The following is a 22,713-nucleotide window of genomic DNA, read 5'->3' on the forward strand; positions in this document are numbered from 1 at the left end:
GTTTGAGGTCGAGATAATGCTGCTTCATGGACCACCTGCGGAAGGAATGCCAGGCCATTGATTCTAGGCCTGGCTTCCTTGACGCCGGCGTCCGTTACCTTCTAAAAACTATTACCAGACGCGCACACGCTCTTCCGGCGCCAGATACAGCTTCTGGCCTGGCTGAACGTCGAAGGCCTTGTACCAGGCATCCAGGTTGCGCACGGTGGCGGTGCGGTACTGCGGCGGCGCGTGGCCGTCGGTCAGGATGCCGCGGCGCTCGGCGGCTTCGCGCGCCTTGTTGCGCCAGCTGTGCGCGTAGCCCATGAAGAACTGGCGGTCGCCTTCCGGCGTCGCGCTTTTTTCCTTACCTGTGCCCGAGGCGGCCCGGTAGGCGTCGTAGGACGCAGCCAGGCCGGCCAGGTCGGCCAGGTTTTCCGACAGGGTCAGCTGGCCGTTGACGGCGAGGTCGCTGAAAGGCTTGTAGCCGTTGTACTGCTCCACCAGCTTGCTCGACGCGGTCTTGAAGTGCTCCGCATCCTGCTTGGTCCACCAGTCGCGCAGGCGGCCCTGGGCGTCGAACTGGGCGCCCTGGTCGTCGAAGCTGTGGCTGATCTCGTGGCCGATGATGGCGCCGATCGCGCCGTAGTTGGTGGCGTCCGACGCTTTCGGATCGAAGAACGGCGGCTGCAGGATCGCGGCCGGGAAGTTCAGCGCGTTCTGCAGCGGCAGGTTGACGGCATTGACCAGCTGCGGCGGCATCGACCATTCGGTGCGGTCCGGCTTGCGGTGCAGCTTGGCGATCTCCTGCGCGGTGTGGAATTCGTCGGCGCGCACGGCGTTGCCGAAGGCGTCGTCGGCCACGACCTTCAGGCCTTCATACGACTTCCACTTGTCCGGGTAGGCCACGCCCACGTACAGGGTCTTCAGCTTTTCCTTGGCCTGGGCGCGGGTGGCCGGGGCCATCCAGTCCAGCTTGTCCACGCGCTTGCCGAAGGCATCGACGATATTGCTGACCATCTGCTGCAGGCGGGCCTTGTTCTCGGCCGGGAAGTACTTGGCCACGTAAATCTTGCCGACCGCCTCGTCCATCGCGCCGTTGGTGGCGCCGAGTGCGCGCTTCCAGCGGAGCGACTGCTGCGGCGTGCCGCTCAGCGACTTGCCGTAGAAGTCGAAGCGCTGGTCGGCGAAGGCCTTCGGCAGCACATTCGCCATCTGGTTGATGCGATGGAAGGCGAGGTAATCCTTCCAGGTGGCCAGGTCGACCTTGTCCACCAGCGCGGCCTCGCCCGCCATCGCAGTCGGATGCCAGACGATGAACTTCTGCTGGTCGCCCAGCTTGGCGGCCTTGAAGAAGGCGTTCCAGTCCATGCCCGGCGCCTTGGACGCGAAGTCCTTCACGGTCCAGGTGTTATCGGCCTTCAGCACATCGGCCGAATCGGCGCGGCTGGCGTGGCTGTTCGCGAGCTCGACTTCCAGCGCGAACACCTTGGCGGCGCGCGCGTCGGCATCGCTGTAGCCGGCCATTTTCAGCATCGCCGCGATGTGCTGCTGGTACTTGGTACGCAGCCCGGCCATGCGTTCGCTGCTGTCCAGGTAGTAGGCGCGGTCCGGCATGCCCAGGCCGCCCTGCAGGATGTAGGGCATGTGGCGGGTGGTGTCGTGCAGGCCTTGCGCGACCCACAGGCCGAACAGGTTCTCGGTGAAGAAGTTGGTGTTGTTCAGCGGGTCGACGTCGGCGCGGATCGATTCGCCCAGCGCGCGCGTGAGGCCGGCCTTGTCCTTGATGCCGTCGATCTTCGCCAGCAGCGGCTTCAGAGGCGCGGTGCCCTTGCCTTCGATGGCCTGCTCGTTCATGTAGGCGCGGAAGTAGTCCGACACCTTGCGCGCTTCGCCGTTCAGCTTCTTGTCGTTGGCGAGGTCTTCGATCATCTTGACGATGCGCTGGTTGGTCTCTTCCGCCAGCGCGCCCATCGCGCCCCAGGAGCTGCGGTCGGCCGGGATCTCGGTTTTCGAGAGCCAGTCGCCGTTGGCGTAGGCGAAGAAATCGTCGCCCGGACGCACGGCGGCATTCGCCTGGGATGCTTCGACTTTCGGTGCGGCAGCCTGCTGCGCCTGGCCAGGCATAGCCACGACGGCGGCGCCGCACAGGGCGAGCACGATGGCGGTTTTCACTGGAGTCCAGCTGGTCTTCATGTAGTTCCCTTCTTGGTGAGTGATCGTCTTATTGTAGTACCTGGATTTCATTTCAGCGCCTCGCGCACTTGCGGCAGCAGGCGCGCCTTCTGGGCCGCGCGCACGCGCACGCCGCTGGCAACCCGCTGCGCTTCGACCTGCGCATCGGCTTCGAAGTTCTGGCGAACGAAGTCTTCCATGCGCTGGGCGTCGCCGGCGTTCGAGGACGCGGCGACGATGCCCGGGAAGGCGCGGTTGCGGTTGACCGAATCCTGGGTCTTCATCAGCTGCTCGCGGTTGGCGACGGCGAAGTTCCAGGCCTGGTCGAGGTGGGAGCGGCCCACGCCCTGCACGATGCCGGCCACCTGGGTCGGCGGCGTGTTCGGCGACAGCGCCATCTGCAGCACCTTGTCCGCCAGCGCCGGATCCTGCACCTGGATCAGTGCGCCCAGCAGGCGCGAGCGCTCCTCGTTGTTCTGGGTCTGCTGCATGCGCGCGGCGATGGCCTCGAAGGTCTGCTGGTCGGCATAGCGGCCGGCGGCGGAAGTCACGAAACCGATCATCGCCGGGCTGACGGAGGCCGGGTCGCTCAGCCAGCGCTTGAAGCGGCTGCGCGCCTGCGCGATCGCCTCCTCGTCGCCGGCACGCGCCAGGGCGCCGGCCAGCAGCGCGCGCAGCTGGGCGTCTTCGACCGTCTCGGCGGGCTTCTCGTCCCAGCCCAGTTTGACAAGCTTGGGCTTGGCGAAGCCGACGATCAAGCGGCGCACCAGCGGACGCTCCGGCTCGCCGCGCGCCAGGGAATCCAGGAAGCCGAGGTTGCCGAGGATGGATTCCCACACCGCCAGACGCGGCTCATCGCCCAGCTGCGCCGCCAGTTTCAGCCAGGCGTCGAGCGGGACCAGGCCGGCCGTGACCTGGGTCCAAGTATCGTTCAGGAGCTTGAGGCGGGTGGCGTCCGGCAGGCGCGCGGCCTGGCTGGCCAGCGCGTCGAAGGTGGCGCGGTCGTACTGGATGCGGAAGTAGCCGACGCTGTGCGGGTCGACCACCAGCGCGCCCTCGCAGCCGGGCAGCGTCACCCTGGCGGTGGCGCCGCTCAGCAGGGTCGTCATCGACTTGCCGTTCACGGTGCCGACCTGCAGCGGCACGCTCCACAGGCGGTTATCCGTGGCCGGCTCGTCCAGGCGGAACTGCTGCTGGCTGAGGGTCACCTTGCGCTTGCCGTCCTCGCAAGCCTGTTCGACTTTGATCAGCGGGAAGCCCGGCTGGGTGGTCCAGTCCGAGGCCAGCTTGCCGACCGGCTTGCCCGAGGCATGCTCGAGCGCCGCCCACAGGTCGGCGGAAGTCGTGTTCGAATACTGGTGCTTCTGCATATAGGCGCGGATGCCCTTGCGGAAGGCGTCTTCGCCCAGGTAGGCCTCGAGCATGCGCAGGAAGGCCTGGCCCTTTTCGTAGGTGATGTCGTCGAAGGCGTCGGCGGCCTGGGCTTCGGTCTCGACCGGGGTCTGGATCGGGTGCGTGGTCTTGCGCGCGTCGAGGTTCATGACGCGTTCGCGGTCGCCGATGTTGGCCAGGTAGGGGCGCCACTCCGGGTGGAAGTGCTCGGTGGCCTTGGACGCCATCCAGGAGGCGAAGCCCTCGTTCAGCCACAGGTTGTCCCACCAGGCCATGGTCACCAGATTGCCGAACCACTGGTGCGCCATTTCGTGGGCGTTGACCGAGAAGGTCATCTGGCGGATGTGCTCCGGGCTGGTCTTCGGATCGTACAGCAGGGTGTTTTCGTTGTAGACGATGCCGCCCCAGTTCTCCATCGCGCCATTGAAGCCGTTCGGGATCGCGATCTGGTCCAGCTTGGCCAGCGGGTAAGGCACGCCGAAGTAGTTGTTATAGAAGTGCAGCAGGTCGCGGCTGGCGTTAAGGGCAAAGGCGCCCTTCTCCTTTTTGCCCTCGGTGGTGACGACGCCGATCTCGACGCCGTCCTGCTTCGTGCTGATGCGCTCGAACTCGCCCGCGGCCAGCACTACCAGGTAGCTCGGCATCTTCGGGGTCGGCTTGAAGCTGATGCGCTGCTTGCCGCCGGCGATGTTGGCCTGCTTGTCGACCGGGGTATTCGAGAATGCTTTCAGGCCGGACGGCAGGTCGACCGACAGGCGAAACTTGGCGCGGAAGGCCGGCTCGTCCCAGGTCGGCAGCATGCGCCGCGCGTCAGTCGGCTCCATGGTGGTGGCGATCAGCTTCTTGTCCGCCTTCCCGGCCTGGTAGTTCACATAGAACAGGCCGCGCCCTTCGCGATTGATCTTGCCGCGGAAGGCCAGCTCGAGGCGATAGCGGCCCGGCGCCAGTTCTTGCGGCAGGGTGAAGCTCAGGGTTTCCTGCTTCTCGTCCAGCACCGGGCTCAGCTTGAGCTGCTTGAGTCCCTTGCCGGAGAGCGTGGCGCTGTCGATTTCCAGCGCGGCGGCGTTCAGCATGATCGTCGAGGTGGCTTTCAATACCTCGATCTCCACCGTTTCCGTGCCGCTGAAGATATTGGCGGCGATATCCGGCGCCAGGTGGGCCTGGTATTCCACCGGGATGACGTCCTTGGGCAGCTTGCCCGGCGTCTTGTCAAAAGAATACGGTGCTTCGGCATGGGCGCCGATGGCGGCAAGGGCCAGCGCGGTAGCGCCGATCGCCTGGATTGGTCTCATGGACTTTCTCCCTTTCTCTCTCGTCTTGTTATTGTCGGCGCTGCTTTGGCGCAGCGATCCAGCTTGCACTATAACCAAGCCGAATGGCAAGGATGACAGGATTGCGACAAACTGCAAAAAGCCGGGCTGGATTGCACAATCCGGGGAGCAGATCGCTTTCTGCCCATCTCTTCCGTGCGCTGGATCAAGTTGAATACAGGCAAAATCTCATGAATCGAGTTTGCGAAAAATTTTTTAAAAAAATCTTTCGAAAACCCTAAAGTTTCAAAAATCTGGGCCGATAACGACCCAGATACCCGGCAATCCGGCCGGAAAAAATTGCTCTTGGTGCATCATGACGTCCAACGAAGTCCTCGCCATGTACGAAAACATCGCCGCTCTCAGCGGCCGCATGGCAGTTGCTGCCCAGGATGGCGACTTCGATGGCTTGGCTCGGCTGGAAACCCAGGTGTCCCTGCAGGTGAGCGCTACCAAATCGGGCGTGCCGCCGCTGGAAGGCGCCCAGCGCCTGCGCAAGATCGACCTGCTCAAGCAGATCATGGCCAACGACCGCGCCGTGCGCGACGTCACCGAACCCTGGCACGGCCAGATCGAACGGGCAATGAGCGCCCACTAAGCGTTTCACTCCCCCACCAATCAACCCCTGCGACTCGCGTCCCAGGGGTTTTTTGTTGCTTATCCCTCTACTCCTTTTTGCTGCACAACAGCAAGCAAAACGTTTTCTCTGATCTCGCTTGTTTTCATGGGCGCAGGAAATAAAGCTACATATCTCCCTATGAAACTGGACAGACCAATTCAAAAAACCTTAAGTTAATCGTTTTCCTAAAGTTGTTGACATGGCCGTTTCTTGTGATTAGGATTCTCACAACAATGACAGGCACAAGGAGACGAACCATGTTGGACGCATGCCGCCGAGCCGCCAGCCGCGCTGCGAAAACGTTTGCCTGCGGAATCGTCCTTGCTGCCATCGGCACCCAGGCGCTGGCAGCCGAGCCGGTCGCCGATCTCGTCAAGCGGGATTTCCAGATCGCGGCCGCCCAGTACCGCAGCCTGCTGGCCTCGGTCCAGGGCAAGCCGGGTTTCCCGCGCACCGTCGACAAAGGCGCACTGGTGACGGTCGGCCCGAAGGACTGGACCAGCGGCTTCTTCCCAGGCTCGCTGTGGTATCTGTTCGAAGCCACCGGCGACCCGGCCTGGAAAACGGCCGCGATCCGCTACACCCTCGACACCGCCCCGGCCAAGTTCGACAAGTCCCAGCACGACCTCGGCTTCATGCTGGGCAGTGGCTACGGAAACGGCTACCGCCTGACCAAGGATCCGGCCTACCGCGACGCCCTGCTGGCCGGCGCCACCACCCTCATCACCCGCTTCAATCCGAAAGTCGGCGCCATCCAGTCCTGGGACCTGTGGAAGGACAGCACCTGGAAATTCCCGGTCATCGTCGACAACATGATGAACCTCGAACTCCTCATGTGGGCGGCTAAGGCAGCCAACGAGCCGCGCTACCGCGAGATCGCCATCGCCCACGCCGACACCACCCTGCGCAACCACTTCCGCCCCGACAGCTCGAGCTACCACCTGGTCGACTACGATCCGCAAACCGGCGAAGTGCGCGGCAAGGTCACGGTCCAAGGCTTCGCCGATAACTCCTCGTGGGCGCGCGGCCAGGCCTGGGGCCTGTACGGCTACACCATGATGTACCGTGAAACGAAAAAGCCGGAGTACCTGGCCCAGGCGCGCCGCATCGCCGACTTCTTCATCCATCACCCCCGCCTGCCAGCCGATGCCATCCCTTACTGGGACTTCGACGACACCGCCATCCCCAACGCCCCGCGCGATGCCTCCGCCGCCGCCATCACCAGCTCGGCGCTGCTGGAACTCGCCGGCTTCGTCGACGCCCCGAATGCCGCGCGCTACCGCGCCTTCGCCGAGCGCCAGCTGCGCAGCCTGTCCTCCAGCGACTATCTGGCCGCGCCCGGCGAGAACCACGGATTCCTGCTCAAGCATGCGACCGGCCACAAGCCGGCCGGCAAGGAGATCGACGTGCCGCTGAATTACGCGGACTACTACTTCCTGGAAGCTTTACTGCGCCTGCGGGCGACGCAATCTCAATAAAAAATCAAGAGGAGACACACATGCAGAAGCACCATACCGGGCGCGCCCACATTGCGCTCAAGCCCCTGTCCGCCGTCGTCGCACTCGCCATCGCCCAGTGGACGCTGCCGGCCTGGGCCCAGGAAGCGCAGGAGGCCCAGCCCGACCCGAACAAGATCCAGTCGGTGGTCGTCACCGCCAACAAGCGCGTCGAGCGCCTGGAAAACGTGCCGATGGCGATCTCCGTCATCTCCGAGCAGGAGATCCAGGCGAACAATATCCGCGAGATCGAGGACGTGATCAACCTCACCCCCTCGCTGACCCAGGCCTCGGGCACCACGGCCGCCAACAACGCCCTGTTCATGCGCGGCATCGGCACCGTCTCGGTGGGTATCGGCGTCGAATCCGACGTCGCCGTCATCATCGACGATATCCCGATCGCCGTGCAGTTCCAGGCCTTCCGCGACCTGGCGGACGTGTCCCGCATCGAAGTCCTGAAAGGCCCGCAGAGCACCCTGTTCGGCAAATCGGCGGTGGCCGGCGCGATCAACATCGTGACCAAGCCGGTCGCCGGTCCGATGACCTACCGCGGCAGCTACTACCGCACCGACGACGGCGAATGGCGCGTGGCCGCATCGGCCGGCGGCCGCGTCTCGGATACCTTCGCCATGCGCCTGGCCGCCAACAAGAACGAGATGCCGGGTAACTTCACCAACCTGACGACCGGCGAAAAGGTCAACGGCTCCTCCGGCAACACCTTCATGGGCAAGCTGACCTGGACCCCGATCCGCGACCTCGACATCGACATCCTCCCGCACTACAACAAGCAGGAGAACAGCCGCGGCGTGACCGCCGTGAACGGCTTCTACCGCACCACCGGTTCGGCCGCCGCGGGCAATCTGGTGCGCACCGACGCCGACCTGGCCACCGCCTACATGAACGGTAACCCGCAGCTGCCGGCATCGCTCACGCTGGCCGGCATCAACCCCTACGACAAGAACAACCGCAACGTGCGGCGCGACTTCCCGACCGGGATCAACTCGAAGACCGCCGGCACCGGCCTGAAATTCTCGTACCGCCTGCCGAGCGATGCGACCCTGATGTCGATCTCCTCGTACGAGCACTACACGGCCAACGACTACCGCGACCAGGACTTCGTCGACGTCCCGACCATCGCCCGCCCCGGCGAGACCAAGTTCAGCGTCGGTAACAACCAGTTCGGCACCTACGAGATCAACTCGAAGACCCAGGAACTGCGCCTGGTCTCGCCGGACGCCAGCAACTTCCGCTATGTGGCCGGCCTGTGGTGGGCCAAGAACACGATCGACCGCCACTTCATCCGCGGCTTCTGCGTGGCGCCGAGCACCTGCACGGCCAACTCGCCGTCGAGCCCGACCAACTACTACACCGACATCTACAACATCAACAAGGCGGTGTTCGGCCAGGTGACCTGGGACTTCGCGCCCACCTGGACCCTGGTTGCCGGCGCCCGCCACAACATCGAGGAATCGGGCTACAACTACATCCGCAACTTCTACACCGACCAGCTGGACCGCGCGACCTTCAAGCCGGGCCCCGTCGGCGTCGACCAGTTCTCGAGCAGCGGCAACATGGACGTGGCCAACACCGGCAAGCTGAGCGTCCAGAAGCAGGTCACGCCCGACCTGATGGTGTACGCCATGACCGCCACCGGCCACAAGGGCAAGGCCTACGACGTGACCAGCGGCCTGAAGGCCTCGGCGGCCTTCCCGGTCGATCCGGAAACCAGCCGCACCTATGAACTCGGCACCAAGGCCAACCTGTTCCACGGCCGCATGTCGGTGGCGGCGGTGGCCTACAAGACGGACTTCAAGGGCTATCAGCAGAACACCTCCTTCGTACTGCCGAACGACCCGACCATCTACACGCAGCTGAACTCGATCCCGAAAGTGCGCACCAAGGGCTTCGAACTGGACACCAGCTTCATCGTTACCACCGGCCTGACGGTCAAGGCTTCGGTGGCCTACACCCGCCCGACCATCGTCGACTGGAAGAACGGCCCCTGCTACCAGGACAACACCAACCCGGCCATCGGCACCACCGGCAAGGGAGAAAACGGATCGCTGGCCGGCTGGAACCGCGCCTGCTACGCCATCGTCGCGGGTTCGACCACCGGTGTGCAGGACCTCTCCGGCGGGATCTTCCCGGGCACCCCGAAGGTCAAGGTCAACATCGGCAGCAACTACGACTGGAAGTTCGCCAGCCTGCCCTTCTCGGCCTTCGTCAACGGCAACGTGCGCTACCAGAGCGACTACCAGACCAACATCAACAACGACCCACGCTCGGTCAACGACGGCTACACCATCGCCGACCTGGGCTTCGGCGTGCGCGACAACGGCGGCCGCTATACCCTGAGCTTCCGCGTGAATAACCTGTTCGACCGCTTCTACATCGGCAACGCGAACGCCAGCGGCCCGTCCTACCGCGCCGGCCCGACCTCCTCGTCGCCGTCCATCACGGTCAACAGCTGGGTGCCGCCGCGTGACGTCTTCCGTTATTTCAGCGCGAAGCTCGACGTGAAGTTCTGACGCTGCAGTATCATCGCAAGAGCCTTTCGATGCCGTCCGGCCCCTCCCGGACGGCATTGTCGTTACTTGGAGAGAGAATGAGACACCGCATTATTGCCCTGCTCCTCGCCGCCTGTGCGGCCATGGCCCACGCCGCGGATCCGGTTGACGTCCAGCTGGCCGGCACACCGGTCACCAAACGCGCCGACAGCCTGGTAACGCCGCTGCAGAACATCTACGGCCGCAGCCACCTGAGCCTGAACGGCCGCTGGAGCTACATCATCGACCCCTACGAGACCGGCTACTACGACTACCGCCACGTGCCCTTCGACGCGTCGAGCAGCGGCAAGGGCGGCTTCTACGACGACCGCAAGCCGAAGGACAAGGGCGACTGGGTCGAATACGATTTCGACCGTGCGCCGACCATGAAGATCCCAGGCGACTGGAACTCGCAGGCCGAGAAGCTGCAGCTCTACGAAGGCACGCTGTGGCTGCGCCAGGTGTTCGAAGCCCAGCCCGTGCAGGGCAAGCGCTACATGCTGTACTTCGGCGCGGTGAACTACGAAGCCCACGTCTACCTGAACGGCAAGAAGCTGGGCATGCACCGCGGCGGTTTTACACCCTTCCAGCTCGACGTCACCGATAAACTGGTCAGGGGCCGCAACTTCGTGGTGGTCAAGGCGGACAACACGCGCCACCAGGACGCCATCCCGACCCTGAACACGGACTGGTGGAACTACGGCGGCATCACCCGCGACGTGCTGTTGGCCGAAGTGCCGGCCACGCACATCGCCGACTACAAGCTGCAGCTGGCGAAAGGCGACGCCCATCGCATCGAGGGTTATGTGCAGATGGCCGGCGCGTCGGGGCCGCAGAAGGTGACGGTGTCGATACCGGAAGCCGGCATCCAGGCCAGCGTGCAGACCGATGCGCGCGGCCGCGCCGCCGTCAGCATCCCGGTCAGCAAGCTGGACCTGTGGTCACCCGAACTGCCGAAATTGTACTCGGTGACGCTGACGGCCGGCGATGACAAGGTGGTCGACCGCATCGGCTTCCGCACCATCGAAACGCGCGGCGAGGACATCCTCCTGAACGGTAAGCGCGTCTTCCTGCGCGGAATCTCGCTGCACGACGAGAACCCGCTGATTCCGGGCCGCCTGCGCAGCAGCGGCGACATGCGCATGCTGCTGCAATGGGCCAAGGAGATGAACTGCAATTACGTGCGCCTGGCCCACTACCCGCACAGCGAAGAGATGATCCGCCTGGCCGACGAGATGGGCCTGATGGTCTGGGCCGAAGTGCCGGTCTACTGGACCATCTCCTGGGACAAGCCGGAAACCTTCGCCAACGCCCAGGCCCAGCTGACGGACCTGATCGTGCGCGACAAGAACCGCGCCAGCGTCGTGGTCTGGTCGATCGGGAACGAGACGCCGATCTCCGCGCCGCGCAATGCCTTCATGGGCGGGCTGGCCAAGACCGCGCGCTCACTCGACGACACGCGCCTGGTGGCGGCCGCGCTGGAGATCCACCGCAAAGGCAAGTCGATCACGATCGAGGATCCGCTGGCCGACCTGCTCGACCTGGCCAGCTTCAACGAATACGCCGGCTGGTACTGGGCCAGCAATGCGGAGATGCTGGACTTCAGATTCGACATCCGCCTGAACAAGCCGGTGGTGATTACCGAGTTCGGCGCCGATGCATTGGGCGGCTATCACGCGGACGCCGATACACGCTGGAGCGAGGAGTATCAAGATGCCCTGTACCGCAACCAGTTCAAGATGCTGGATGGGATCCCGGGCCTGCGCGGAATGACGCCCTGGGTGCTGGTGGATTTTCGGTCGCCGCGGCGTACGCATCCCTATTTCCAGGACTTCTGGAACCGCAAGGGCCTGATTTCCGATGACGGCAAGAAGAAGCAGGCCTTCTGGACCCTGAAGCGTTATTACGAGCAGAAGCAGCGCCAGTACGACTAAGCTCGGTGCGCAATCGCCGCCAGGCGTTTTACCGCATCGTCGATGTCCCCGGCCGGCACCTGGCTGTAGCCCAGCAGGAGGCCGGTCCAATCCGTCTTGCGCAGGCCGGTCTCGTGGCGCGTCATGCAGTGCACGGCGATGCCGGCAGCGAGCGCCGCATCGCTGATCCGGTCGTCGCGCCAGGCCGGATCGGCAAAGCGCAGCGACAAATGCATGCCGGTGCCGGCGCCATGGACCAGCGCCGCATTCCCGACATGCCGGTCCAGGGCCTCGAGCAAGGCATCGCGCCGCTCGCGGTACAACCGCCGCATGCGGCGCAGGTGCTGCACGAACTGCCCGCTGCTCAAGAACGCCGCCAGTGCGCGCTGCTCCGGCACCCGCCCGTGCATGGGCATGCGCGCCAGCGCCGGATGCGCGGCCTCGGCCAGGCCGGCGGGCAGCACCATGAAGCCGGTACGCATGGCCGGGAACATGGTCTTGCTGAAGGTGCCCAGATAAATCACCGGTGCGGAAGGCGCCAGGCCCTGCATCGCCGGCAGCGGCGGGCCGTCGTGCCGGAACTCGCTGTCGTAATCGTCTTCGATGATCAGCGCGCCCGCGCGGCCGGCGTTTTCCAGCAGTTCCAGCCTGCGGCGCATGTCCAGTACCCCGCCGGTCGGGTACTGGTGCGAGGGGCTGGCATAGATGAGACGCGGCGGCGTGCGGCGCCAATCGTCGGCGTTCGGGGCGATGCCCTCTTCATCCACCGGGATGCCGACCGTGCGCAGCTGGCCGCCGCGAAAGGCCGACAACGCTCCCAGATAGCCTGGACTTTCGATCCAGGCCGTGTCCCCGGCATCGGCAAACAGCTGGACGCACAGCTCCAGGCTGGCCTGGGTGCCGTTGGTGACCACCACCTGTTCGGGGTCGCAGCGCACGCCGCGCGCAGCCTGCAGATAGTCGGCAATCGCCTTGCGCAGCACCGGCAGGCCGGTGGGGTCGCAGTAATCGAATTCGAAGGGTCCGGTCTCGCGCCAGGCGCGGTCCAGCAGGCGGCGCCAGGCAGCCATGGGAAAGGCGTCGAGTGCGGGCACGCCGAGGGCAAACGCGCCGCTCAGGAAGCCGGGCGAGGACATGCCGGCCAGCGCCTGCGCCCGGCGCGACAGGGTGGACGGCACGGGGTCCGCACTGTCGCGCGCGGGCGTGGATCTCGTCACTTGCGCCACCGCTGTGCCGCGCCGGGAGGTGAGCAGCAGCCCTTCCGCCATCAGCTGTTCGTAGGCGTACAGGACCGTGTTGCGTGCAATACCCAGCTCGCGCGCCAGCATCCGCGTCGACAGCAGGCGGTGCCCGGCAACCAGGCGCCCGCCGAGGATGGCCGCGCGCAGGCAGGCGTGCACCGTGCGCTGGCGCGGCCAGCCGCTCACATCGTTGTGGCGCTCGAAGTCCGCGAGCAGGAGGCCGTAGTCCATGTGTAGTCCTATCAAACAGGCGCCGGGTGGCCCTTACATGGTACCAGCCCGCTGATTATAGTCTGTCAATAAATATCTTTTCATGGATCTGTCGAATTCCATCCTTTCATTCGTCGACAAGGAAAGGTGAGGAGACTATGAAAAAGCTGATCGCTGCAACAATGCTCGGACTTGGCCTGCATGCCGCTTCGCTGGCGGGCCTGGCCGAAGGCGTCGCTGCCTACAAGGAGCAGGATTACGCCGTCGCGCTGAAGGAAATCGCGCCGCTTGCCAGGGCCGGCAATGCGGATGCGGAGCATTTGCTCGGCCTGATGTACTACATGGGCCATGGCGTGCCGCGCGATTACAAGGAAGCGTTTTCATGGCACCACAAGGCGGCGCTGCAGGGCTTGCCCGCCGCCGAATACGTGGTCGGCGCCATGTATTACACGGGCAACGCGGTGCCCCAGGACCAGGCGCTGGCCATCTCCTGGTTCCGCAAGGCTGCCGAGCAGGGCCATCCGGACGCGCAGTATGCCCTCGGCCTGATGTACCGCTACCACGTGGCCGGCCTGCCTGAGGATGCGGTGACCGCTTACATGCTGTGGGACCTCGCTGCCGCCAGGGGCCACCGCAACGCCGGCGAGCAGCGTTCCGAGCTCGCGCGCCGGATGACGGAGCAGCAGATCTCGCAGGCGCAATGCCTGTCCCGCCGCTGGCAGCCGGGCATGTCCTTGCCGGCCCGGCCGCACAAGAGCAGCAGCACATCCTGAATCACTTCCCGAATCACTTCCCGACAAAGAGCGCACATGAGCTTGTTCAGAACAAAAAATCTCGACCAGATGATGGCCATGAGCCGCAAGCCCGGCGGCCTGAAAAAAGTCCTCGGCCCCTTCGACCTGATCCTGATGGGAATCGGCGCGGTGATCGGCACCGGCATCTTCGTCCTGACCGGAACCGGCGCCGTCACGGCCGGCCCGGCCCTGACCCTGTCCTTCATCATCGCCGGCGTGTGTTGCGGGCTGGCGGCCCTGTGCTACGCGGAATTCGCCTCCACCGTCCCGGTGGCGGGCTCGATCTACACCTACAGCTACGTCACGATGGGCGAACTGGTGGCCTGGATCATCGGCTGGGACCTGCTGCTCGAATACGGCCTGGCGACGTCCGCGGTGGCGGTGGGCTGGTCCGGCTATTTCCAGTCCCTGATGGAGAGCTTCGGCCTGATCCTGCCGGAAGCGCTGCGGGCCGCGCCAGGTGCGGTGCCGGGCCTGCATACCTGGTTCAACCTGCCGGCCTTCTGCATCATGATGGTGCTCACGGCGATGCTGTCGCTGGGCGTGCGCGAATCCGCGCGCGTGAACAACATCATGGTGATCATCAAGCTCGGCGTCGTGCTGCTGTTCATCCTGGTGGGCGCGCGCCACGTCCAGCCGGCCAACTGGCATCCCTTCATGCCGCATGGCGCCGGCGGCACGCTGAGCGCGGCCGCCCTCATGTTCTTCGCCTTCATCGGTTTCGATTCCGTCACCTCCGCCGCCGAAGAGGTGAAGCGCCCCGAGCGCGACCTGCCCATCGGCCTGATCGGCACGCTGGCGATCTGCACGATCATGTACATCATCGTCACCGCCATCATGACCGGCATCGTCCCGTACGCGAAATTCCTCGGCATCGACCATCCGGTGTCGCTGGCCCTGCAGTATGCGCACGAAACCTGGTTCGCCGCCTTCGTCGATCTCGGCGCCATCCTCGGCATGACGACCGTGATCCTGGTGATGGCCTATGGCCAGACGCGCATCCTGTTCGCCATGTCGCGCGACGGCCTGCTGCCACCCCGCCTGTCCAACATCCATCCACGCTTCGGCACGCCCTTCTTCGCCACCTGGATCGTCGGCATCATCTTCGGCCTGCTGAGTGCCGTGGTGCCGCTGGGCGTACTCGGCGAACTGGTCAACATGGGCACGCTGGCGGCCTTCTGCCTGGTATCGGTAGCGGTGATCGTACTGCGCAAGAAGCGCCCCGAGCTGCACCGCGCCTTCCGCTGCCCCGGCGTGCCCTACGTGCCCATGCTCGCGATCGCGTTCTGCGCCGTGCTGATGGCCTTCCTGAGCAAGACCACCTGGGCCGCCTTCCTGGCCTGGCTGGCGCTGGGCCTGGTAGTCTACTTTGTCTATGCGCGGCCGCGCTCCCTGCTGAACCAGGCAGCGCCAGCGCCGGAAGTTTTGCCAATTGGAAAATAATATGAAAGTGACCGTTTCCATCGACGTCCCCTCCATCGAGGCCGGCCTGCAGTTTTTCGGCGAAGCCTTCGGATTTGCCGAGACCTCCCGCCCGCATCCCGGCTACGCGGTCCTGAGCGCCGGCGAAGCGACGATCGGCCTGGTGGCCAAGCCGGCGGGCAGCCATCCGGCGAAAGGCAGCGACGACGTGCGCAGGTACGAGCGGCACTGGACGCCGGTGCACATCGATTTCCGCGTCGAGGATTTCGAGGCGACACTGGCCAGAGCGCTGGGCGCCGGCGCGAAGAGCGAGCAGGTGCATCGGGTGCCGGGCTATCCGCCGGTGGCTTTTTGCAGCGATCCGTTTGGCCACGGATTTTGTATAGTTGGCCTTCAGCCCATCAACACGGAGACAAGATGTCCGAACTAAAAGTACGAGGCTTTTCCATTTCCCTTGACGGCTATGGCGCCGGCCCGAACCAGAGCCTGGAGAATCCCATGGGCGAAAACGCCGGCGGACTGCACCAGTGGTTCCGCGGCACCCGCACTTTCCAGACCATGATCGGCAACGAAGGCAAAGGGACCGACGGTCCGGACGAAGACTTTGCCGCGCGCGGCTTCGAGAACGTCGGCGCCTGGATCATGGGCCGCAACATGTTCGGGCCGGTCCGCGGCGCCTGGCCGGACGATGAGTGGAAAGGCTGGTGGGGCGATGAGCCGCCCTACCACGTTCCGGTGTTCGTGCTGACCCACCATCCGCGCCCGCCGCTGGAAATGAAAGGCGGCACGACCTTCTATTTCGTCACCGACGGCATCGAGTCAGCCTATGAGCAGGCTCGCGCTGCCGCGAAGGGCAAGGATATGCGCCTGGGCGGCGGCGTGGCGACGGTGCGCGAGTTCCTGCAGGCCGGGCTGGTGGACGAGATGCATCTGGCGATCTCGCCGGTGCTGCTGGGATCGGGCGAATCCCTGTTCACGGGGATTGATATGAACGCCCTGGGCTTCCGCTGCGTCGAGCATGTGCCGACGGCGGCCGCGACCCACGTGGTGCTGCGCAAGGACTGATCAATCCTTGTAGATCGGCCCCGCCAGCAGGAAGGGGCCGCCCTGATAGGTCGCCGCGATATCATCCGCCGGCGGCCACACCCCGGTCTGCGGAAAGCGCTCCGCAAACACCCGCGAACTCTTCTGCGGCACGAATCCCAGATGCGCCGCCTCGCGGTTGTCCCACCATTGCACATCATTGTCGGACACGCCGTAGGTGATCGTATGCCCCACCCGCGGCGTGAACAGCGCGCAGCGCACCAGTTCCACCAGGTCGTCGTAAGCCAGGAAGGTCGTCATCATGCGCGCATTACGCGGCGCATCGAAGGAGGAGCCGATGCGCAGGCAGACGGTCTCGATGCCGAAGCGGTCGAAGTAATAGCGTGATAGGGCCTCGCCGAAGCACTTCGACACGCCGTAGATGCCGTCGGGGCGCAGCGGCACATTCGCGTCGACGACCTGCGTGGTCGGGTAGTAGCCGACCACGTGGCTGGAGCTGGCGTAGATCACGCGCCGGATGCCGCGCTTGTGCACCGCCTCGTACAGGTGATGCAGGCCGAGGATGTTGGCCTGCATGATGTTCTCGAAGCTGTCCTCGACCGAGACGCCGCCGAAGTGCAGCACCGCGTCGACGCCTTCCGTCAGCGCCATCACCGCCTCGCGGTCGGCCAGGTCGCACTGCACCACTTCCTCGCCCTCGCCCGCCGGCGCGATCTCCTTGACGTCGCTGAGACGGACGTTTTCCGCCCACGGCTTGATGCGCTCGCGCAGCATGACGCCGAGTCCGCCGCCGGCGCCGGTCAACAGGAGGCGCTGGAAAGGCTTGGGTGAAAACGCTTGATTCATGAGGCCTGCTCCGATTTTGGTAAACGTTTAACTAGATTATCTCCAAATTGCCCCACCGTCAACTTGCCGAGGTGGCGAGAGCGCATGCTAAGATGCTTGCCTAAGTAACACTATCCGCCATGAAAAAGACTGCCCCGACCCTCCGCGACGTTGCCGCCGCCTCCAACGTATCCATTGCCACGGTATCGAAATACATCAATGGCACGCAGCGTTTCTCGGCCAAGGTCGAAGCGGCGATCGATGCCGCCATCGCGAGCCTGGGCTACAAGTCGAACCCGCTGGCCAAGTCGATGATCACCGGGCGCACCGACACCATCGGCCTGTCGGTACTGGACATCACCAACCCCCACTTCAGCAGCATCCTCAAGGGCGCGCAGCGGGTCGCCAACGACCACGGCCTGTCGGTGCTGGTGGTCGACACCGAGGAAAGCCCGAGCCGCGAGCGGCGCGTGCTGGAAGACCTGAGCCGGCGCGTGGACGGCATGATCGTCGCCTCGCGCCTGCGCGAAAAGGAGATGGGCTGGATGGCGGAAATCGACAAGCCGCTGGTGTTCTTCGGCACCCTGTCCGAGCTGCCCTTGCCGACCGTCGCCAGCGACGATCATGGCGGCGCCTTCATGCTGACCCAGCACCTGAAAATGCTGGGCCACAAGCGCATCGCCTACCTCGGTTTCTCGAAGTCGCGCCGCGACGAGGAACGCCTGGGCGGCATCCGCGAATGCCTCGACGCGGCCGGCCTGTCCTTGACGGTGTTCGACGGCGACAGCCCCTCGCTGGCCGAGGGCGAGCGCCTGTGCTCGAGCATCGTCCTGGGCAGCAATGCGCCGGACGCCCTGATCTGCTACAACGACCTGATGGCGCTCGGCTTCATGAAGGAAGCGGCCAACCTGGGCGTGTCGGTGCCGCGCGATATCTCGGTGGTCGGCTTCGACAATATCCCCTACGGCAAATACGTCACGCCGGCGCTGACTACCGTCGACCTGCAGAGCGAGCGGATGGGCGCATCGGCCATGGAAAAGCTGCTGGCAGTGATTCGTGGTGAAGAGGTCGAGAAGCTGACCAAGGTCGCTCCCCAATTGATTCTGCGCTCCTCTACCCAACCGCGCACTTAAGCTCTCCCAGGCCCGTCTCGACGCTTTACTTTCCGAAGAACTTGCCATATTCTTTGGAAAACGTTTAACAAACGGCGGCGTTCACGCTGCGATAAAACGACGAGACATATGCCGAACCTTCGCTTTGCCCTGGCAGGCCTGCCTGCCATCGTGGCCATCGCGCCTGCCTTCGCGCAGGCCCAGGCCCCTACGCCCGCCACTGTGCTGACACCGATGGAGCGCGTCGCCGACTGGCAGCTCGATCATCCCGCCTTCCACGAACCGACCCACTGGGCCGAGGCAGTCGGCGACGCCGGCCTGATGGCCCTCGCCAACCTCTCCAGCAATCGCCGCTACCGCGATGCGATGGTCGCGATGGGCGTGAAGAACGGCTGGAAGCTGGGCCCGCGCACCTATCACGCGGATGACCAGGCGGTCGGCCAGACCTATGCGGAGCTCTACCTGCAGCTGCGCCAGCCCGAGATGCTGGCGCCGATGCGCGCGCAGTTCGACGACATCCTCGCCAACCCGCACGAAGGCACGCTGTTGTTCACGGAGCCCGGCAACCAGGACCGCTGGTCGTGGTGCGACGCCCTGTTCATGGGGCCACCGGCCTGGATGCGCCTGTACGCGGCCACCGGCGACCAGCGCTATCTCGATCACGCGGTCGCGCAATGGTGGCGCACCTCGGACTACCTGTACGACAAGGCCGAGCACCTCTACTACCGCGACAGCAATTACTTCGGCCAGCATGAAGCCAACGGCGCCAAGGTGTTCTGGGCGCGCGGCAACGGCTGGGTGATGGCGGGCCTGGCGCGCACCCTGCAATACCTGCCGGCGAACCACCCGTCGCGCGCGCGCTTCGAACAGCAGTTCAGGGAGATGGCGGCGAAGGTCGTGAGCCTGCAGCAGAAGGACGGCCTGTGGCGCGCCAGCCTGCTCGACCCGGCCAGCTATCCGATGCAGGAGACCAGCGGCACCGGCCTGTTCACCTATGCGCTGGCCTGGGGCCTCAACCAGGGCCTGCTCGAGCGCGCGGCCTACGAGCCGGCCGTGCTGCGGGCCTGGCAGGCCTTGAACGCCAAGGTCCAGCCGGACGGCAAGCTGACCCACGTGCAGCCGATCGGCCGCGCGCCCGGCGCTTTTACCGAAGATGCGAGCGAAGCCTACGGCATCGGCGCCTTCCTGATGGCAGGCAGCGAGATCTACCGCATGGCGCTGCTGCAGCGCGCGCCGGCGCAGACGGTCAGCGCCGCCAATCCGGGCGATTTCTATCGCGCCGACGAGAGCATCGTGGTCAAGTCGCCCGCGGCGCCGGTGGCCGTGATCGAGGCGGCGACCTCGCGCATCCTGCCGTCCCAGCGCCTCGGCGATACCCTGCTGTTCCAGGCGAACTTCGCGCCCGGCGAAAAACGTCGCTTCCTGCTGGTGCCGGCCGCCGCCATGCCGCCGCTGCCCGCCCCGGACGTCAAGGCCCACGCCCGCTTCGTGCCCGAGCGCCTCGACGATTTCGCCTGGGAGAGCGACCGCATCGCCCATCGTACCTACGGCCCCGCGATCCTGAAGGAGCCGAAGGAGCACGTCAGCAGCGGCATCGACGTCTGGGTGAAGTCGGTGCGCCGCCCGGTCCAGGACAAGTGGTACAGGCAAGGCGCCTACCACCTCGACCATGGCGAAGGCGTCGACAACTACCACGTCGGCACCGCGCGCGGCTGCGGTGGGTTGAGTGTGGTCGACGGCGGCCGCGCCTGGGATTCCAACGTCTACGCCAGCCACAGGGTGATCGCCGATGGCCCGCTGCGCGCCGTGTTCGAGCTGCGCTACGACGGCTGGAACGCCAACGGCCGCCGCATCGCGGAGACCAAGCGTATTTCGATCGACGCCGGCTCCAACTTCAGCCGCGTCGAAAGTACCTTCGACAGCGACCGTCCGGGTGCCATCGAGGCGGGTCCGGGCATCTCACTGCGCAAGGGCGATGGCCGGCTCGTGAAAGAGGACGCCGCCGGCTGGATCAGCTACTGGGAACCGGAGGCGCCGCCGCACGGCCATACGGCCTGCGCGCTGATCGTACCGGGCCAGCAGGTGCGCGCGCTGGAACTGGACGGTAACGCCCTGCTGCTCGGCCATGCGACGCCCACGAAACCCTTCGTCTACTACCTTGGCGCCGGCTGGAGCAAGAGCGGCGATTTCCCGACCCCAGCTTCGTGGGAAGCCACGGTCCGCAATGTGGCGGCGCGCCTGTCCAAACCTTTGGAGGTGACAGGACCGCAATAAGTTTTACCGTTCATTGAGAAGTCAGCCCCATAACAAACACGCGAACTGACCATGAGACACAATGCAAGCGGCAATACCGGCAACAACATCGGCAACTACAGGTGGACCATTTGCGGCCTGCTGTTCTTCGCCACCACCATCAACTACCTCGACCGGCAGGTCCTGAGCCTGCTGGCCCCTTCGCTGTCGAAGGAATTCGGCTGGTCGAACACCGACTACGCGAACATCGCCGCGGCCTTCCAGCTGGTGTATGCGGTGGCCCTGCTGTTCGCCGGCCGCGTCGTCGACCGCATCGGCACCCGGCGCGCCTATCACCTGGCGATCTTCGTCTGGTCGCTGGGTGCGATCGCCCACGCCTACTCGCTTGCCATCGGCAATGCCGTCAACAGCGTGTTCGCGACGGTCGGCCTGGCCGCGGTGCCGGCCTCGGTAGCCGGCTTCATCGTCTCGCGCGCCATCCTGGCCATCGGCGAGGCCGGCAACTTCCCGGCCGCGATCAAGGCCACCGCCGAATTCTTCCCGAAGACCGAGCGCTCCTTCGCCACCGGCATCTTCAACTCCGGCGCCAACATCGGTGCGATCCTGGCGCCGATCTCGGTGCCCGTCATCGCCAGCATCTGGGGCTGGGAAGCGGCCTTCATGTGGATCGGCGCGATCGGCTTCCTGTGGATGGCTTTCTGGGGCGGCTTGTACGAAGAACCGGGCAAGGGCCACCGCCTGGGCAAGGCCGAACTGGCCTACATCAACCACGATGCCGAGGTGCCGGACGAAGCCTGCGTCGATACGCAGACGCGCAAGGCCACCTGGGGCGAACTGCTGCGCTGCCGCCAGACCTGGGCCTTCGCCTTCGGCAAATTCATGACCGACGGGATCTGGTGGTTCTTCCTGTTCTGGCTGCCCAAGTATTTGTCTTCGGCCTACGGCATGAGCGGCACCGCGCTGTCCTTCCCGCTGACCGTCCTGTACAGCATGACCATGGTCGGCAGCATCGGCGGCGGCTGGCTGCCCAAGTACTTCATCGCGCGCGGCCGCAGCGTCTACGATGCGCGCATGAAGGCGATGCTGCTGATCGCCTTCTGCCCGCTGGTGGTGCTGCTGGCCCAGCCGCTCGGTTCCATGGGCTACTGGATTCCGGTGATCCTGATCGGTGTCGGCGCCTCCGCCCACCAGGCCTGGTCGGCCAACCTGTTCACGACCGCGTCGGACTGGTTCCCCAAGAACGCGGTCGGCTCGGTGGTCGGCATCGGCGGCCTGGCCGGCGGCATCGGCGGCGTGCTGGTCACCAAGCTGGGCGGCGCCCTGTTCGATTATTACGGCGCGCTGGGCCAGATCCAGACCGGCTACCTGATCATGTTTGCCATCTGCGCCACCGCCTACCTGGCCGCCTGGGTCGTGATGAAGCTGCTGGTACCGGTGCACAAGATGGCCGAGCTGCCGAAAGGATTGCAGAATGCCTGACACCCAAGCGATCGCCATCGAGCGCGTGGGCGACATGCGCTGCACCGTGGGCGAAAGCCCGGCCTGGAATGCGAATGAAAACGCCTGGTACTGGGTCGACATCCCGGCGAAGAAGATCTGGCGCCTGGATGCGTCCAGCGGTGCGCTGCGCAGCTGGAACACGCCCGAGATGGCGGCCTGCATCGCCTTCCGGCACGGTGGCCGTCTGATCGCCGGCATGGAGACCGGCGTCTTCAGCCTCACTCTCGGCGATGGCGACAGCGTGGAGGCGCAATTGCTGGCGTCTCCGAGCGCGGATGAGCTCACGCCCGAGATGCGCTTCAATGACGGCCGCTGCGACCGCCAGGGCCGCTTCTGGGCCGGCACCATGTTCCGCGACATGGCGGCTGCGCGTCCCGATGGGCGCCTGTACCGCTACGATGCGCGTGGATTGTCCGGCGCCGTGGTGTCGGACCTGGTGACCCAGAACGGCCTCGCCTTCTCGCCCGATGGCCGCACCATGTACCTGTCGGATTCGCACCCGACGCGCCGCCGCGTGTGGTCCTTCGATTACGACACCGATGAAGGCCTGCCGCACAATCGGCGCCTGTTCGTCGACATGGCCGGCTACACGGGCAGGCCGGATGGCGCCGCGATCGACGCCGACGGCTGCTACTGGGTGGCAGGCAACGACGACGGCTGCCTGCTGCGCTTCACGCCGCAGGGTGAGCTCGACCGCAGGATCGAGCTCCCGATGGCCAAGCCGTCGATGTGCAGTTTCGGCGGCCCCGGCCTGGACACCATGCTGGTGACCTCGATCGACCCCGGCAACGGCGCCGGCGGTCCCATGGCGGGCGCCGTGCTGCTGCTGCGGCCGGGCGTGCAGGGCGTACCGGAAGCGCCCTTCCCTGCTTAAGTTCTACT

16 protein-coding genes are annotated in these 22,713 nt (G+C 65.2%); 12 read left to right on the forward strand and 4 right to left on the reverse strand.

Annotated elements, in window-relative coordinates; all coding sequences use genetic code 11:
• Positions 1–111: 111 nt before the first annotated feature.
• Entirely contained in the window at positions 112–2,175 is a 2,064-nt protein-coding gene (locus tag AC07PE_RS20510; RefSeq protein WP_498767862.1) for a M13 family metallopeptidase, read from the reverse strand.
• 47 nt (positions 2,176–2,222) lie between these two features.
• Positions 2,223–4,838, reverse strand: a complete 2,616-nt coding sequence (locus AC07PE_RS20515) for a M1 family metallopeptidase (RefSeq protein WP_498767864.1) — start codon at positions 4,836–4,838, stop codon at positions 2,223–2,225.
• Between the two features lie 334 nt (positions 4,839–5,172).
• On the opposite strand from AC07PE_RS20515, the gene AC07PE_RS20520 reads away from it, so the two are divergent.
• The 4 genes from AC07PE_RS20520 (at position 5,173) to AC07PE_RS20535 (ending at position 11,451) form a co-directional block, all read left to right on the forward strand.
• Positions 5,173–5,454 carry a flagellar protein FliT gene (locus AC07PE_RS20520; protein WP_498767866.1) on the forward strand — a complete coding sequence of 94 codons (282 nt, stop codon included), beginning with the start codon at positions 5,173–5,175 and terminating at the stop codon, positions 5,452–5,454.
• Positions 5,455–5,732: 278 nt separating this feature from the next.
• Positions 5,733–6,953 (forward strand): glycoside hydrolase family 88 protein, encoded by a 1,221-nt coding sequence (locus tag AC07PE_RS20525; protein WP_498767868.1) that lies wholly within the window; start codon positions 5,733–5,735, stop codon positions 6,951–6,953.
• Between the two features lie 20 nt (positions 6,954–6,973).
• Entirely contained in the window at positions 6,974–9,499 is a 2,526-nt protein-coding gene (locus AC07PE_RS20530; protein WP_498767870.1) for a TonB-dependent receptor, read from the forward strand.
• A 77-nt stretch (positions 9,500–9,576) separates the two neighbouring features.
• On the forward strand, positions 9,577–11,451 hold the full coding sequence (locus AC07PE_RS20535) for a glycoside hydrolase family 2 protein (protein ID WP_498767872.1): 1,875 nt from the start codon (positions 9,577–9,579) through the stop codon (positions 11,449–11,451).
• On the opposite strand, the gene pdxR is transcribed toward AC07PE_RS20535, so the two are convergent.
• Positions 11,448–12,902, reverse strand: coding sequence for a MocR-like pyridoxine biosynthesis transcription factor PdxR (gene pdxR / locus AC07PE_RS20540; protein ID WP_498767874.1), 1,455 nt, complete (start codon positions 12,900–12,902; stop codon positions 11,448–11,450). The two genes, AC07PE_RS20535 and pdxR, sit on opposite strands and share 4 nt — an antisense overlap.
• A gap of 137 nt (positions 12,903–13,039) precedes the next feature.
• Here pdxR and AC07PE_RS20545 point away from each other — a divergent pair, with 137 nt between their 5' ends.
• From AC07PE_RS20545 to AC07PE_RS20560, 4 genes are read left to right on the forward strand one after another with little or no spacing between them, the layout of a single operon-like run.
• Positions 13,040–13,654, forward strand: coding sequence for a tetratricopeptide repeat protein (locus AC07PE_RS20545; RefSeq protein WP_498767876.1), 615 nt, complete (start codon positions 13,040–13,042; stop codon positions 13,652–13,654).
• 36 nt (positions 13,655–13,690) lie between these two features.
• A complete protein-coding gene (bcaP, locus tag AC07PE_RS20550; protein ID WP_498767878.1) occupies positions 13,691–15,118 on the forward strand; it encodes a branched-chain amino acid transporter BcaP in 1,428 nt (475 codons plus the stop codon).
• 1 nt (position 15,119) lies between these two features.
• On the forward strand, positions 15,120–15,527 hold the full coding sequence (locus tag AC07PE_RS20555) for a VOC family protein (RefSeq protein WP_498767880.1): 408 nt from the start codon (positions 15,120–15,122) through the stop codon (positions 15,525–15,527).
• A complete protein-coding gene (locus AC07PE_RS20560) occupies positions 15,515–16,162 on the forward strand; it encodes a dihydrofolate reductase family protein (RefSeq protein ID WP_498767882.1) in 648 nt (215 codons plus the stop codon). The genes AC07PE_RS20555 and AC07PE_RS20560 overlap by 13 nt, the downstream gene beginning before the upstream one ends.
• Here AC07PE_RS20560 and AC07PE_RS20565 read toward each other — a convergent pair whose 3' ends face one another.
• Positions 16,163–16,987 carry an NAD-dependent epimerase/dehydratase family protein gene (locus AC07PE_RS20565; protein ID WP_498767884.1) on the reverse strand — a complete coding sequence of 275 codons (825 nt, stop codon included), beginning with the start codon at positions 16,985–16,987 and terminating at the stop codon, positions 16,163–16,165.
• 119 nt (positions 16,988–17,106) lie between these two features.
• Between AC07PE_RS20565 and AC07PE_RS20570 the strand changes: the two genes are divergently transcribed.
• From AC07PE_RS20570 to AC07PE_RS20585, 4 genes are all read left to right on the forward strand, one after another.
• Positions 17,107–18,099, forward strand: coding sequence for a LacI family DNA-binding transcriptional regulator (locus tag AC07PE_RS20570; RefSeq protein ID WP_498767886.1), 993 nt, complete (start codon positions 17,107–17,109; stop codon positions 18,097–18,099).
• 108 nt (positions 18,100–18,207) lie between these two features.
• Positions 18,208–20,352, forward strand: coding sequence for a glycoside hydrolase family 88 protein (locus AC07PE_RS20575; RefSeq protein ID WP_498767888.1), 2,145 nt, complete (start codon positions 18,208–18,210; stop codon positions 20,350–20,352).
• 51 nt (positions 20,353–20,403) lie between these two features.
• Complete coding sequence (locus tag AC07PE_RS20580) at positions 20,404–21,810, forward strand: MFS transporter (protein ID WP_498767890.1); 1,407 nt, start codon at positions 20,404–20,406, stop codon at positions 21,808–21,810.
• Positions 21,803–22,705 (forward strand): SMP-30/gluconolactonase/LRE family protein, encoded by a 903-nt coding sequence (locus AC07PE_RS20585; RefSeq protein WP_498767892.1) that lies wholly within the window; start codon positions 21,803–21,805, stop codon positions 22,703–22,705. Before AC07PE_RS20580 ends, AC07PE_RS20585 begins: the two co-directional genes overlap by 8 nt.
• Positions 22,706–22,713 lie beyond the last annotated feature (8 nt).

This window comes from Telluria sp. GW821-FHT07G12 (genome assembly GCF_059418525.1).

What these genes read in the sequence shown, in the direction of transcription:
- AC07PE_RS20510 (WP_498767862.1), bottom strand. Translation starts at nt 2,175, where the DNA reads ATGAAGACCAGCTGGACTCCAGTGAAAACCGCCATCGTGCTCGCCCTG.
- AC07PE_RS20515 (WP_498767864.1), bottom strand. Translation starts at nt 4,838, where the DNA reads ATGAGACCAATCCAGGCGATCGGCGCTACCGCGCTGGCCCTTGCCGCC.
- AC07PE_RS20520 (WP_498767866.1), top strand. Translation starts at nt 5,173, where the DNA reads ATGACGTCCAACGAAGTCCTCGCCATGTACGAAAACATCGCCGCTCTC.
- AC07PE_RS20525 (WP_498767868.1), top strand. Translation starts at nt 5,733, where the DNA reads ATGTTGGACGCATGCCGCCGAGCCGCCAGCCGCGCTGCGAAAACGTTT.
- AC07PE_RS20530 (WP_498767870.1), top strand. Translation starts at nt 6,974, where the DNA reads ATGCAGAAGCACCATACCGGGCGCGCCCACATTGCGCTCAAGCCCCTG.
- AC07PE_RS20535 (WP_498767872.1), top strand. Translation starts at nt 9,577, where the DNA reads ATGAGACACCGCATTATTGCCCTGCTCCTCGCCGCCTGTGCGGCCATG.
- pdxR (WP_498767874.1), bottom strand. Translation starts at nt 12,902, where the DNA reads ATGGACTACGGCCTCCTGCTCGCGGACTTCGAGCGCCACAACGATGTG.
- AC07PE_RS20545 (WP_498767876.1), top strand. Translation starts at nt 13,040, where the DNA reads ATGAAAAAGCTGATCGCTGCAACAATGCTCGGACTTGGCCTGCATGCC.
- bcaP (WP_498767878.1), top strand. Translation starts at nt 13,691, where the DNA reads ATGAGCTTGTTCAGAACAAAAAATCTCGACCAGATGATGGCCATGAGC.
- AC07PE_RS20555 (WP_498767880.1), top strand. Translation starts at nt 15,120, where the DNA reads ATGAAAGTGACCGTTTCCATCGACGTCCCCTCCATCGAGGCCGGCCTG.
- AC07PE_RS20560 (WP_498767882.1), top strand. Translation starts at nt 15,515, where the DNA reads ATGTCCGAACTAAAAGTACGAGGCTTTTCCATTTCCCTTGACGGCTAT.
- AC07PE_RS20565 (WP_498767884.1), bottom strand. Translation starts at nt 16,987, where the DNA reads ATGAATCAAGCGTTTTCACCCAAGCCTTTCCAGCGCCTCCTGTTGACC.
- AC07PE_RS20570 (WP_498767886.1), top strand. Translation starts at nt 17,107, where the DNA reads ATGAAAAAGACTGCCCCGACCCTCCGCGACGTTGCCGCCGCCTCCAAC.
- AC07PE_RS20575 (WP_498767888.1), top strand. Translation starts at nt 18,208, where the DNA reads ATGCCGAACCTTCGCTTTGCCCTGGCAGGCCTGCCTGCCATCGTGGCC.
- AC07PE_RS20580 (WP_498767890.1), top strand. Translation starts at nt 20,404, where the DNA reads ATGAGACACAATGCAAGCGGCAATACCGGCAACAACATCGGCAACTAC.
- AC07PE_RS20585 (WP_498767892.1), top strand. Translation starts at nt 21,803, where the DNA reads ATGCCTGACACCCAAGCGATCGCCATCGAGCGCGTGGGCGACATGCGC.